General features: G+C 58.6%; 14 protein-coding genes and 1 tRNA gene. 2 read left to right on the forward strand and 13 right to left on the reverse strand.

Annotated features, from left to right (window positions below; all coding sequences use genetic code 11):
• Positions 1-8: 8 nt before the first annotated feature.
• From ccmC to ASG35_RS25685, 9 genes are all read right to left on the reverse strand, one after another.
• On the reverse strand, positions 9-725 hold the full coding sequence (gene ccmC, locus ASG35_RS25645; protein ID WP_056364280.1) for a heme ABC transporter permease CcmC: 717 nt from the start codon (positions 723-725) through the stop codon (positions 9-11).
• A 7-nt stretch (positions 726-732) separates the two neighbouring features.
• Entirely contained in the window at positions 733-1,401 is a 669-nt protein-coding gene (ccmB, locus tag ASG35_RS25650) for a heme exporter protein CcmB (RefSeq protein WP_056364282.1), read from the reverse strand.
• Positions 1,389-2,084, reverse strand: coding sequence for a cytochrome c biogenesis heme-transporting ATPase CcmA (ccmA, locus tag ASG35_RS25655; protein WP_056364284.1), 696 nt, complete (start codon positions 2,082-2,084; stop codon positions 1,389-1,391). The genes ccmB and ccmA overlap by 13 nt, the downstream gene beginning before the upstream one ends.
• 11 nt (positions 2,085-2,095) lie before the next feature.
• The gene (locus ASG35_RS25660; RefSeq protein WP_056364285.1) at positions 2,096-2,710 is read right to left on the reverse strand and encodes a NapC/NirT family cytochrome c; all 615 of its coding nucleotides are present in this window, start codon (positions 2,708-2,710) and stop codon (positions 2,096-2,098) included.
• A gap of 9 nt (positions 2,711-2,719) precedes the next feature.
• Positions 2,720-3,211, reverse strand: coding sequence for a nitrate reductase cytochrome c-type subunit (locus tag ASG35_RS25665; protein WP_442854868.1), 492 nt, complete (start codon positions 3,209-3,211; stop codon positions 2,720-2,722).
• Positions 3,212-3,236: 25 nt separating this feature from the next.
• Positions 3,237-5,738: a periplasmic nitrate reductase subunit alpha gene (gene napA / locus ASG35_RS25670; RefSeq protein ID WP_056364289.1), complete on the reverse strand. Its 2,502-nt coding sequence runs from the start codon at positions 5,736-5,738 to the stop codon at positions 3,237-3,239.
• Positions 5,710-6,111 carry a chaperone NapD gene (locus ASG35_RS25675; protein ID WP_235527717.1) on the reverse strand — a complete coding sequence of 134 codons (402 nt, stop codon included), beginning with the start codon at positions 6,109-6,111 and terminating at the stop codon, positions 5,710-5,712. The genes napA and ASG35_RS25675 overlap by 29 nt, the downstream gene beginning before the upstream one ends.
• A complete protein-coding gene (locus ASG35_RS25680) occupies positions 6,095-6,253 on the reverse strand; it encodes a periplasmic nitrate reductase, NapE protein (protein ID WP_056364293.1) in 159 nt (52 codons plus the stop codon). The genes ASG35_RS25675 and ASG35_RS25680 overlap by 17 nt, the downstream gene beginning before the upstream one ends.
• 248 nt (positions 6,254-6,501) lie before the next feature.
• A complete protein-coding gene (locus ASG35_RS25685; protein WP_056364295.1) occupies positions 6,502-7,206 on the reverse strand; it encodes a glutathione S-transferase N-terminal domain-containing protein in 705 nt (234 codons plus the stop codon).
• Positions 7,207-7,468: 262 nt separating this feature from the next.
• Here ASG35_RS25685 and ASG35_RS25690 point away from each other — a divergent pair, with 262 nt between their 5' ends.
• Positions 7,469-9,646: a malate synthase G gene (locus ASG35_RS25690; RefSeq protein WP_056364297.1), complete on the forward strand. Its 2,178-nt coding sequence runs from the start codon at positions 7,469-7,471 to the stop codon at positions 9,644-9,646.
• A 200-nt stretch (positions 9,647-9,846) separates the two neighbouring features.
• On the opposite strand, the gene ASG35_RS25695 is transcribed toward ASG35_RS25690, so the two are convergent.
• Positions 9,847-10,149, reverse strand: coding sequence for a HigA family addiction module antitoxin (locus ASG35_RS25695; RefSeq protein ID WP_056364299.1), 303 nt, complete (start codon positions 10,147-10,149; stop codon positions 9,847-9,849).
• A gap of 11 nt (positions 10,150-10,160) precedes the next feature.
• The gene (locus tag ASG35_RS25700) at positions 10,161-10,439 is read right to left on the reverse strand and encodes a type II toxin-antitoxin system RelE/ParE family toxin (protein WP_056364659.1); all 279 of its coding nucleotides are present in this window, start codon (positions 10,437-10,439) and stop codon (positions 10,161-10,163) included.
• A 202-nt stretch (positions 10,440-10,641) separates the two neighbouring features.
• Between ASG35_RS25700 and ASG35_RS25705 the strand changes: the two genes are divergently transcribed.
• Positions 10,642-10,731, forward strand: a tRNA-Ser gene (locus tag ASG35_RS25705).
• A gap of 81 nt (positions 10,732-10,812) precedes the next feature.
• Here the strand turns inward: ASG35_RS25705 and ASG35_RS25710 are convergent.
• Positions 10,813-12,831, reverse strand: a complete 2,019-nt coding sequence (locus ASG35_RS25710) for a sodium:solute symporter family protein (protein ID WP_056364301.1) — start codon at positions 12,829-12,831, stop codon at positions 10,813-10,815.
• On the reverse strand, positions 12,828-13,160 hold the full coding sequence (locus ASG35_RS25715) for a DUF4212 domain-containing protein (RefSeq protein ID WP_056364302.1): 333 nt from the start codon (positions 13,158-13,160) through the stop codon (positions 12,828-12,830). Before ASG35_RS25715 ends, ASG35_RS25710 begins: the two co-directional genes overlap by 4 nt.
• Between the last annotated feature and the right edge of the window lie 53 nt (positions 13,161-13,213).

Here is a 13,213-nt window from a genome sequence, read left to right on the forward strand (position 1 = left end):
TCCGCGGGTCAGAATTCACGTTCATCGATAATCCGCCGCACCCGCACGAGCACGATCGCGATGGCGTAACACCAGAAGGCGAGCGTCATGACGAGAATGCCGGCGAGCATGGATGTGTCCATCGACACACCGCTGCCAAACGAAAGCGACGCGCCCTGGTGCAGCGTGTACCACCACTGCACCGAAAAATAGATGACCGGAATGTTGACGACGCCCGCGAGCGCGAGCACGGCGCAGGCGCGATCGGCACGACGGGTATCGTCGATAGCGCCATGCAGCGAGATAAAGCCGAGGTAAAGAAAAAGCAGGATCAGCTCGGAAGTGAGCCGTGCGTCCCAGACCCACCACGCGCCCCACGCCGGACGTCCCCAGAGCGCGCCGGTGATCAGCGCGAGCGCCGTGAATAGCGCTCCAGTTGGCGCGATCGCGCGCGCCATCATCGCGGAAAGTCGTGCGTTGAGGACGAGACCCAGCCCGGCGTACGCGGCCATCACCACGTAGAGCAGCATCGACATCCACGCGGCCGGCACATGCACGAACATGATGCGATAGACATCGCCCTGAACGGCGTCCGTCGGCGCGACGAAGAGCGCGATTTGTATGCCGGGCATGACAAACAGGATTGCGGCAATGGCGAAGCCGGGAATCATCCGTCCCGCCAGCCGATAAAAAGGTTTCGGCGATGCGTAGCGCAACCATCCAGCTTGAGCGAATGTGGAGATCATTTCAGGCTCATTCAGCAGAAATTCGCAGCGCCGCCGTGGTCGCGACCGGACATAACACAAGCGCCGCGAGCAAACCCGCGCCGAGCAGGGAAAAGTTCGCGGCGGACCAGCCATCCATGCGGGATGCATCGGCGGCGTTCGCACCGAAAATCAGCACGGGAGTTTCCAGCGGCAATACCAGGACCGCGAGCAACATGCCGCCGCCGCGCACGCCGAGCGTCAGCGCCGCGCCCACCGAACCGATCAGGCTGAGAACTGGCGTACCGATCAGCAACGCCAGCGTGAGGCGGCAAACGGCATCGAAGGAAAGGCCGTATTGCAGCGCCAAAAACGGCGCCAGCAGCACCAGCGCGAAGCCGCTCGTCAGCCAGTGCGCGCCGATCTTCGCCATGACCATTGCAAGCAGCGATTGCGGCGAGAGCAGCATCTGGTCGAGCGCGCCATCGGCGAAATCCGGGCCGAACAAACGCGTGAGCGAGAGCATTGCCGCGAACAGCGCCGTGACCCATAGCACGCCTGGCGCGATCGCCCGCAGCAACGCGGCATCGGCGCCCACCGCCAATGGAAAAAGGCTCGCCGCGATCACGAAAAACAGCAGGCAGCCAAGCGCCGACGTACGCCTGCGCCATGTCAGCGCCAGCTCGCGATGCACGATGCGCGCGGTCAGTCTGAGCATCGGCCGCTCGGTTCAAAGTACAGGTTGCGCGTGGCCGATGGCGACGTGGTGATCAGCTTGTGCGTGGTCATCAGCACGATCCCGCCGCGATCGAGATGCCCCTTGATGCACTCTTCCAGCACGCCGGAGGATTCTTCATCGAGCGCGGCAGCGGGTTCGTCGAGCAGCCACAACGGCTTGTGTTCGAGCAGCAGACGCGAGATCGCGAGCCGGCGTTTTTGTCCCTGCGACAACCCGCGCACGATCGCATGCCGATACCGGTCGAGCCCGACGCTCTTGAGCGCGGCCTCCTCGATCTCGACGCGTTCTTCCGCGACATCGCCCAGCACTGCACTGAAGGCGAGGTTTTCGGCAGCGGTCAGTTCGTCGCTGATCCCGTTCAGATGACCGAGATACGCGAGCGACTGCCGCCACGACTCCGGATGCGCGTGCGCGTCCTTGCCGCGCCAGCGAATGGTGCCGGCGCTCGGCCGCAAAAGTCCCGCGAGGACGCGCAGCAGCGTGGTCTTTCCGCTGCCATTGGGACCGTGGATCTGCAGGACCTGTCCTGCGTCCACGTTAAAACCCACGTTGCTGAAAAGCATCTCGCCGGCGCGATCGAAACCGAGTTTATCGACGGACAGCAACGCATTCCTGCTTTCTTGCAGCTCGTTTTCGGACTGGACAAACAGATCTTGATTCATCGATAAACCTCTCACTTTGGACGCGCGTCGCGCAACTGTTGATCCCGCATTGCCTGCGTCATGTTCGGTAGTTCATGCGCAATGCCCTTGTGACAATCGATACACGTCTTTTCGCCCGTCGCCAGAAAACGCTGGTGCGCGTTCTGTGCGCGCGGACTCTGGCGCGTGAAATCCATCGACTCGAAGGAATGACAGTTCCTGCATTCCAGCGAATTGTTCGCCTTGAATCTTCTCCATTCGTGTTCGGCGAGTTCGAGCCGCTTGTCCTGAAACTTCTCGCGGGTGTTGACCGTGCCGAACACTTTTGCCCATACCTCCTTCGATGCCTGCATCTTTCGGGCAATCTTGTCCGTCCAGTTATGCGGTACATGGCAGTCCGAACAGATCGCCCGCACACCACTGCGGTTGCTGTAGTGGATCGTGGTCTTCAGTTCGGCAAACGTGTTGTCGTGCATCTCGTGACAACCCGTGCAAAACGCCTCGGTACTGGTCATTTCAAGCGCCGTGTTGAACGCTCCCCAGAACACCACACCGGCAATAAACCCGCCCAGCGTGAGAAAACCAAGGCTGTAATAAGTGCTCGGACGATTGATCGTCTGCCAGTACCGCTTGATCAGGCGGAACATCGCGCGCTCCTACTTCTTGCCGGGCGATTGCGGCGCGGAAGGCCCGGGCGCAACGCGCACATCCTCCACATCCGTGAACGTGTTGCCAACGAGTGGCTTCGCATCGGCCTGCGGAACGTGGCACTGCGTGCAGAAATAGCGCCTCGGCGAGAGACTTCCGAGCGTGAGGTCGTCTCGGGTGAGGTAATGCGATATGCCGACAGGCACGGCTCCGCTGTCGGCCGCGCGGCTCCTCGCATGGCACGCAAGGCAGCGGTTGGCGTCCTTGTCGAGTTGATAGCCGTCGATCTTGTGCGGGATCGTCGGCGGCTGCTGTGCATAGGCGCGGCCACGGATGACATCCTTATTTTCGGTTGGGGCAATCAACGGCGGTTTCGCCTCTTCATCTATGGGCGTCGTGCCGCGCATGGCGTCGTGAAACGGTTCGGCGGGAATCACCGGCTGGGCCGGCGCCGCCTGCGAAAACACAAAAAGACTTACGCTAATAAACGCAATGAACATGGTCAGCGATCGCATGGCTGCCTCCTCAGACCTTGACGATCTTGACTGCGCACTTCTTGTAATCGGTCTGGAGCGAGATCGGGTCGGTCGCGTCCAGCGTCACTTTGTTGACCAGCTGGCTTGCATCGAACCAAGGAATGAACACAAGCCCGCGCGGAGGTTTGTCGCGTCCCCGCGTCTCGATGCGCGTGCGGACGAAACCGCGTCGCGACATGACTTTCACCTCCACGCCGCGCCGCAAGCCGAGCGCTTTTGCATCGTCGGGATGCATGAAACAAACAGCGTTCGGGAACGCCCGATACAACTCCGGCACGCGCCGCGTCATGGACCCCGAATGCCAGTGTTCGAGCACACGTCCGGTCGCGAGCCAAAATGGAAACTCCTTGTCCGGCGCTTCGGGCGGTGGTTCATACGGCAGCGCGTAGATCACCGCGCGGCCGTCCTTGTTGCCGTAGAACTGATAACCCGTTCCCGCCTTGACGTACGGATCTGTTCCCTCTTTGTAGCGCCAGCGTGTTTCCTTTCCGTCGACAACTGGCCAGCGGATTCCGCGTGCTTCGTGATACGCGTCAAAGGGCGCGAGGTCGTGACCGTGGCCCCGGCCGAAACTGGCGTATTCCTCGAAAAGGCCCTTCTGCAGATAGAACCCGAACGCTTTCGCCTCGGCGTTTTGATAGTGGGCGCTTGTTTCCTTCAGCGAATATTTGTCGACCTGACCGTTGCGATAAAGCACGTCGTAAAGCGTCTTGCCTTTCAGTTCCGGCTGCTTGGCGATCAGTTCGGCCGGCCAGACTTCCTCGACCTTGAAATGCTTCGAGAACTCCACGAGTTGCCAGAGATCCGAGCGCGCGCCGCCGGGGGCATCGACCAGTTGGTGCCAGAACTGCGTGCGGCGCTCGGCGTTGCCATAGGCGCCCTCCTTCTCGACCCACATGGCGGCCGGTAGGATCAGGTCGGCGCAGACTGCGGTTGCGGTCGGATAAACATCGGAAACCACAATGAAATTGTCCGGATTCCGATATCCCGGCAAGATCTCTTCGTTCAGGTTCGCGCCAGCCTGGACGTTGTTGTTGCACATGACCCAGTACGCGTTCAGCTTGCCGTCCTTCAACATCCGGTTTTGCAGCACGGCGTGATAACCGGGTTTAGGCTCAATGGTCCCCGCGGGCAGCTTCCAGATATGTTCCGCGTGCTCGCGATGTTCGGGATTCGTCACCACCATATCCGCCGGAAGCCGATGCGAAAACGTCCCGACTTCGCGCGCCGTGCCACACGCCGAAGGTTGCCCCGTCAGCGAGAACGGACTGTTTCCGGGCGTCGATATCTTGCCTGTCAGCAGATGCAGGTTATAGATCATGTTGTTCGCCCACGTGCCGCGCGTGTGCTGGTTGAAACCCATGGTCCAGAACGACATCACCTTGATTTTCGGATCCGCGTAAAGCTCGGCGAGTTGATCGAGCTTCACCTTCGATACACCCGACAACTTCGTCACGTAATCCGCGTCGTACTTCGATACGAATCGCGCGAAGGTATCGAAATCGATCGGCTTCGAGCCGTTTGGATCGCCCGCGTTTTTAGCGGCTTTCTGCAGCGGATGTTCGGGGCGAAGTCCGTAACCAATGTCCGCATTGCCTTCCTTGAAGTTCACATGCTTCGCGACGAAATCCTTGTCGACCCGATTCGTCTTGATGATCACGTTCGCGATGTAATTCAAAATGGCCAGATCCGATTGCGGCGTGAAGATCACACGGTAGTCGGCGAGATCGAAACTGCGATGCTCGAACGTGGACAACACCGCGACCTTCGTATTCGGCGCGCTCATCCTGCGGTCCGTTACGCGCGTCCAGAGGATCGGGTGCATCTCCGACATATTCGATCCCCACAGCACGAACGCATCGGCTTGTTCGATGTCGTCATAGCAGCCCATGGGTTCATCCATGCCGAACGTGCGCATGAACCCCGTTACCGCCGACGCCATGCAATGCCGCGCGTTCGGATCGAGGTTATTGGTGCGAAATCCCGCCTTCATGAGTTTCAAGGCGGCGTAACCCTCGAATACGGTCCATTGCCCCGAGCCGAACATGCCGACGGCCGTCGGACCCTTCTCTTTCATCACGCGCTTGAATTGCTCGGCCATCGTTGCGAACGCCCGGTCCCACGAAACCGGCGTGAACTCGCCGTCTTTCGCGTACTTGCCGTCCTTCAAACGCAAAAGCGGCGTGGTCAGCCGATCCTCGCCATACATGATCTTCGACAGGAAATAGCCCTTGACGCAGTTCAGTCCGCGATTCACTTCGGCTTGCGGATCGCCTTGTGTCGCGACAACTTTGCCGCCTTTCACGCCGACGCTTACGCCGCATCCCGTTCCACAAAAGCGGCATGGCGCCTTCGACCACTTCACTTCGGTGTCGGCAACTGCTGCCATCCGGTCCACGCCCGTGGCGAGCGCGGGCAGCGTCATTCCCGCCGCCGACGCCGCCGTGGCCGCTGCCGTCTGTTTAATAAAGCTTCGACGCGTGAGGCTCATTGCGGATCTCCTCGTCAAGCGCGGCAACATCTTCGTGATGCTGATAAACCAGCGATGCTGAATAAACGCCTGGCATGGAGTGAATAGCGCCGATCTGATCCGCAATAACACTCGACCGGTCCGCTTCGAGGGTCACGACCATTTTTCCTTCGGGACTGATCGCGTGAATTTCCGAGCCTGGAAACATTGCAATGGCCTGCTTGATCTTTTCCATATCCGATTTACTTGCATGAACGACAATTCCCGCAATATGCGATTCGGGAATTAAAGCCATTTCAATAAATGCATTTTTCAGGCGCGCAGACATAACCCCGACTCCTGTCGTTGTAGAAAGCAAAAAATGATTTACGGATGGGTCAGTGCGGCGGACCACCGATCAGCATTTGATAAAACCAGACCGCGAAACCATAAACCGCCACGAACATGATGGTGAGCGCCGGAACCATGACGATGGTCAGGAACAAAAAGCTACGCAATTCCTCTGTTTTCCGAGGGGACGTTTCGGTTTTAGTCATGATTATGCCGACGTTAAAACACTTGTAATTGAAGCCGTGTTTTCGAGATGCCGCTGTGGGAGTGATTGTTGGCGCAGGAGAGAAAAGCGTCAAGCGGTTTATTATTTTGATAATGCAGGACGATTAAGCCGATTATTTCGACGTTTTTGTTTCAATAACAATCGAAGCAAAATAGATTTTTTATTGGTGATTTTTAAGCGCGAAGTAAAGAAGGCAGCACAATTGCCGCCTTTTTGAGACTTGAACCATCAATTGCGTTTCGGAATATTCAAACCTTTCTCAACCGCGGGTCGCGCAACGAAAACTTCCAGTGCGCGTTTCACATTTGGAAAGTTATCGATGCCCACGAGATCGCCGGCTTCGTAGAAACCGATCAGGTTGCGGATCCAAGGAAAGCTCGCAATATCGGCGATCGTGTAGTCGTCGCCCATGATCCACTTTCGGCCGTCGAGCCGCTGTTCGACCACGCCAAGAAGGCGCTTGGCTTCGGCCACGTAACGATCGCGCGGACGTTTGTCCTCGTAATCCTTGCCGGCGAACTTGTTGAAGAAACCGAGCTGGCCGAACATCGGGCCAATACCGCCCATCTGGAACATGACCCACTGGATCGTCTCGTAGCGGCCAGCCGCGTCTTGCGGGATGAACTGGCCGGTTTTATCGGCGAGATAAAGCAGGATGGCGCCCGACTCGAACAGTCCGAGCGGCTTGCCATCCGGACCATTCGGATCGACGATCGCCGGAATCTTGTTGTTCGGATTCAACGATAAAAACGCCGGCGACATCTGGTCATTGGTCTCGAAGCTCACCAGATGCGGCTCGTATGGCAGGCCGGTTTCCTCCAGCATGATCGAGACCTTGACGCCGTTGGGCGTCGGCAGCGAATAAAGCTGGAGCCGCTCGGGATGCTGCGCAGGCCATTTTGCCGTGATGGGGAAAGCGGACAAGTCGGTCATGTGAATCCTTTAGACGATAAGCGTGGGACGCCGGGAAATGATGCGCGGCTTGCATGATTCATCGGGTGAATTTCAGCGCACTGGACGACAAATATAGACATTCCGCCCGATCCTGTCTTTTCGCCGCGAGCGCCAATGGCGTCCTAGAGGTGATCCTCCATGCCCCGGGTGGCGTTACCAACCGGTCGATTGGATCAAGAAGCGTTAACATGGCTATTACAATGCTGCATCGCGACGAATATAAACAGAGCTGGAGATACTCATGAGTCAAATGATTAAGCGAAACGGTTTACAGGTTGCCGACGTGCTCGCCAAGTACGTCGATGACGAAGCGCTTTCGGGCGTCGGCATCGAGAGTGAAGCATTCTGGAAAGGTTTCGATGCCCTTGTCCACGACCTCGCGCCGAAGAACCGCGCGCTGCTCGCCGAGCGCGACCGGCTGCAAGTGGAACTGGATCAATGGCACAAGGCGAATCCCGGACCTGTGCGCGACCTGAAGGCGTATCGCGGATTCCTGGAGAGCATTGGGTATATCGTGCCATCGAGCGCGGTCGTGAAGGCGACGACCCAGAACGTCGATACGGAAATCGCGACGCAGGCCGGACCGCAACTCGTCGTGCCGCTTTCGAACCAGCGTTACGCGCTCAACGCCGCGAACGCGCGCTGGGGCAGTTTGTACGACGCGCTTTACGGCACCGACGCGATCCCCGACACCCATGGCGGCGAGCGCACCGCGCAATTCAATCCGGCTCGCGGCGCGGCGGTCATTGCGCGCGCTCGTGCGTTCCTCGATGAAGCCGCGCCGCTCGCAAACGGTTCGCACGCCGATGCCACCGCGTATCGCGTGGAAGGCGGCAAGCTAACCGTCGCGCTCAAAAGCGGCTCGTCGGCGTTGAAGTTTCCGGAGCAGTTCATCGGCTTCCAGGGCGATGCAAACGCCCCTTCCGCCATCCTGCTCAAGCACAACGGCCTGCACTTCGAGATCCAGATCGACGCGACGGATTCCATCGGCAAGACCGATTCCGCCCACGTGAAAGACGTGCTGATGGAAGCGGCTGTGTCGACGATCATCGATTGCGAAGACTCGGTTGCCGCCGTCGATGCCGCCGATAAAGTCCAGCTCTACCGCAACTGGACCGGCTTGATGAAAGGCGATCTGGCCGAGGACGTCACGAAGAACGGCAAGACGTTCACGCGCCGCCTGAACGCCGATCGCGAGTACACCGCGCCCGATGGTTCCAGCGTGAAACTGCATGGTCGCTCGCTGCTGTTCATTCGGAACGTCGGGCACCTGATGACAAATCCGTCCGTGATCGATCGCGATGGCCACGAGATTCCCGAAGGCATTCTCGACGCCGTGATGACGTCGCTCGGCGCCGTGCACGACCTGAAAAACAAGCTCAATTCGCGCACGGGATCGATTTATATCGTCAAGCCGAAGATGCACGGACCAGCTGAAGTCGCGTTCTCCGACGAGCTGTTTGGACGCGTTGAAGATCTGCTCGGCTTGCCGCGTCACACCATCAAGATAGGCATCATGGACGAGGAGCGGCGCACGAGCGTCAACTTGCAGGCTTGCATTGCAGCGGCATCGGCGCGAGTGGCGTTCATCAACACGGGTTTCCTCGATCGCACCGGCGACGAGATGCACAGCGCTATGGAAGCCGGTCCCATGATGCGAAAAGGCGACATGAAATCGTCGGCGTGGATCACGGCGTACGAGCGCAATAACGTGCTGGCGGGGTTGAGTTCGGGGCTGCGCGGTCGTGCGCAAATCGGCAAGGGAATGTGGGCAATGCCCGACCTGATGCACGCGATGCTCGAACAAAAAATCGCGCATCCGAAAGCTGGTGCGAACACGGCGTGGGTGCCGTCGCCGACGGCCGCGACGCTGCACGCGCTGCATTACCATCAGGTCGATGTCCAGGCCGTGCAGCAAGAGCTCGAAAAGACCGGTTACGACAGCGCGCGTGACGCGTTGCTCGATGGGCTGCTGACGATTCCTGTTGTTGAAAAGGCTGATTGGTCCGATGCCGAGATTCGACAGGAAATCGAGAACAACGCGCAGGGGATTCTGGGTTATGTGGTGCGTTGGGTCGATCAGGGCGTGGGTTGTTCGAAGGTGCCGGATATCCACGATATCGGCCTGATGGAAGATCGCGCGACGCTGCGCATTTCGAGTCAGCATATTGCCAACTGGCTTTATCACGGGGTTGTTTCGGAGGCGTTGGTGAACGAGACGTTCGAGCGCATGGCGAAGGTTGTCGATGCGCAGAATGCCAACGATCCGCACTATCAGCCGATGGCCGGGCACTTTGAGACATCGCTGGCGTTCAAGGCGGCGAAGGCGCTGGTCTTTGAGGGACGCGCGCAGCCGAGCGGGTACACGGAGCCGTTGTTGCATAAGTTCCGGCTGGAGGTGAAGGCGTTGCGGGGGTAAACAGTTGCACGGAAAGTTCGTTGGATGCGCGCTTAAGAAGGCGAATCCAGCGGACTCCTGCCGGCTATCGAAGTGGCAGAAACAGATCGGATGCAAGGGTCAAAGCGACCCTTCTCCTACCCTTATCAGCGCGACTGAACATGAAGTACGACGCCGAGCACAAGTTGAGCATGCTTGGCCTCAATCGCCGCAGCGAGGGTTCACTGCATGTCAGCGCGACCGCGCTTCAGCTTCTGAACATGCAACGCCGCCTTATTCTGGTCAACCTGCCAAAGGTCAAATGCGGCCTGATGAGCTAGCCACGATTCCGCGCTCTTACCGAACGCAATCTCAAGGCGCATCGCCATTTCTGGACTGATCGCAGCTCGTCCATTCACGATCTCGGACAACGTCTTGCGAGACACATCGAGGCCTTCGGCTGCGTAGGTGATCGACAACTCCAGCGGCTCAAGCCAAAGCTCAGAAAGAATTTCGCCGGGATGCGGCGGGTTATGCATGCGCATGGTGTCCTCGGTTAGTGGTAGTCGACGTAATCGACTATGTATGCGTCGCCGTTCTCGAACTGAAAAATGACTCGCCAGTTCGCCTGGACGGTCACAGCCCAGAATCCGGCAAGATCGCCTTTTAATGGATGCAGCCTGAGCGCGGGAGCATCGATATCGTCAATCTCAACGGCGTCGTTCAGCAAGGCCAACACCAGACGAAGACGTTTTCCGTGAATCGCCTGTATCCCCGCCTGATTACCCGTCTTGAAAAAGCGCTCAAGCCCTTTGTGTTTGAACGATTTGATCATTTGTGCACTGTAACCCATCGGGTTACGTTGCGCAATTCGGATTCGAGAAATCAGAAGCGTGAGGTGGCCTTGCGTGTTGGTAGGCCAACAAAACTTCTCTCGATGTTTGGAATCAGCGGACCTTCATGATCCTCGACAACATCGCCAGGCTGCACAAGGGGCTGGCACGATCGCTCGAGTTTGCTATAATCCGCGACTTGCTGGAGAGATGGATGAGCGGTTTAAGTCGCACGCCTGGAAAGCGTGTTTAGGGTCAAACCTAACCGGGGTTCGAATCCCCGTCTCTCCGCCAGAATACGTTGCACATAGTTGAGCAGCACCAAAACCCGCATCGAGCCTCGCGCCGATGCGGGTTTTTTACATTCCGCCGCCCTCACGGATGCCGAATATAATCCACCAGCGCCCGTGTATAAGCATCCGGTTTCCGGTCGAACAAGCTCACCACAACAGCCACCACAAATCCCGCCGGCACGCCGAACACGCCTGAACTTATCGACTCGATCCCGAACCACCTTGCGCCGGAAAACCCCGTTATCTGCGTGAAATACGGATAAGTCGAAACGATGTAATAAACGCAAACGCCCAATCCCGCCAGCATCCCGCAAACCGCGCCAAGCTTCGTGGTCCGCTTCCAGAACACGCCCAACACCAGCACCGGAAACAAGCTCGACGCCGCCAGCGAAAACGCCGCGCCCACCAGAAACAGGATATTTCCGGTATTGAGCGACGCCACATAAGAAGCAAACAACGCAACGCCCAACAACAATATTTTCGATATCGTCACCCTCCTCTGGCTGCTCGCGTTTTTATCGACCATGCAGTAATACACGTCGTGCGAAAGCGCGTTCGCAATCGTCAGCAGCAGACCATCGGCGGTAGAAAGCGCCGCGGCAAGCGCGCCCGCCGCAATTAATCCCGACATCACATACGGCAAGCCCGCGATCTCGGGCGCCGCTAGCACCACCATATCCGGCTGCATCTGAATGCCGGCCCAGCGCACGATGCCATCGCCGTTCGTATCGCCAATACGAATCAGATACGGCTCGACCTTGCGCCATTGCGTGACCCACGTCGGCAGATCCGCAAACTTGTGGCCGACAATGCCCGTCAGCATTTCATACTTGATCAGCACCGCGAGCACGGGCACGGTGACGTAGAACAGCGCGACAAAAAACAGCGTCCAGCCAACCGACCGCCGCGCCGATGCAACCGATGTCGTCGTGTTATAGCGCGTCAGGATATGCGGCAAACTCGCGGTTCCAAGCGACAAACACAGCAACAGAGACAAGAAATTTCGCCGGTGCAGTTGAGCGTTGTCATCGTTGGACGGCGGAAACGCCTGGGCCATCGGAACCGGCGGCGCGGCACGTTCCAGCATGGCATCGCGATCGCGCGTCCATCGAATGCCTGCCTCGGTAATGTCTTTTGGGAACGACGCCAGTTCCCGCTCGCGTTCACCGATATCGCGCAGAGGACCATTTTGCCGGCGCAGGTCGGCTATCTCGCCGGTGAGGCGCGCCTGCTCCGTATAAAACGATCCCGGCAACTGGTCGATCTGCGCCTGGATCTGCTGCGCCTGCCGCCTGTATCCATCGCGAACTCTCGCTTCTTCGGGCGAACCCGGCACATCGCGTTCGAGCGTTTCCACGCGCTCGAGCAAGTGCCCGTACGAAAGTTGCGGCAACCATCCGAGACCTTCGCGATGCGCGATCATCGACACAGGAATCAGCATTGCGCTGATCAGGATGATGTATTGCGCAACTTGCGTCCACGTGACGGCGCGCATGCCGCCAAGAAACGAGCACACGAGAATGCCGGCGAGCCCGCAGAAGATCCCGATCGCGAAATCGATGCCGATAAACCGCGACGCAATCAGCCCGATGCCCTGGATCTGCGCAACGAGATAAACGAACGAACACAGGATGGCCGCGAACGCCGCGATTCCGCGCACGAGGTTGCTGGAAAAGCGCGTGCCGAGAAAGTCGGGAATGGTGTAGCGCGCGAGCTTGCGCACATAGGGCGCGAGCAGGAACGCGACGAGGCAATAGCCGCCGGTCCAGCCCATCATGTAGGCAAGGCCGTCGTAACCGGTTGCATAGATGGACCCGGCCAAGCCAATGAACGACGCAGCCGACAACCAGTCGGCCGCGGTTGCCATGCCGTTGAACGCGGACGGAACGCGCCGCCCCGCGACGTAATACTCGACCAGATCGGATGTCCGCGACAACAACCCGATCACGGCATACACGGCGATCGGCACGAACAGAAACACGTAGCCAATCCACATGCCGGGGCCGGTCACGCGCTCGATCCTCGTCATCACATAGATGAACGCAAAGAAGCCGAGCGTATAAAGCGCATAGGCGCGAATCAGGCGATGGTTGAGCTTCATCGATCGGTCATGGCGGCAAGCGTACGCTGAAGGCGCGCATCGGCAAACTGCATCAGCACGATATACACGACGATCAGCGCCACATACACGAGGATCGCCCCTTGCGCGCCAAAATAAAACGGCAGCGGAAAGCCAGCGAAACGAAAATTTGCCAGGCGCGTTGCGAAGAGCGGAACGCCGAACGAGACAACAAAGCCGATCAGCATCAGCACCGATATCAACGCTACGTTCGTCCGCCAATACACCTGGTGAGCACGCGCCATCTCCGCCGTCACGGGCGGCGGAGATGGTGGCGATGGCGAATTCGAGGACGGCGGCGTAGAGGGCATGTGCTTATCTACCAAATGCTTTGCCAGGCGGCAATCGGGATCGACATTGCTCG

The organism is Burkholderia sp. Leaf177, from assembly GCF_001424345.1.
Classification (GTDB): domain Bacteria; phylum Pseudomonadota; class Gammaproteobacteria; order Burkholderiales; family Burkholderiaceae; genus Caballeronia.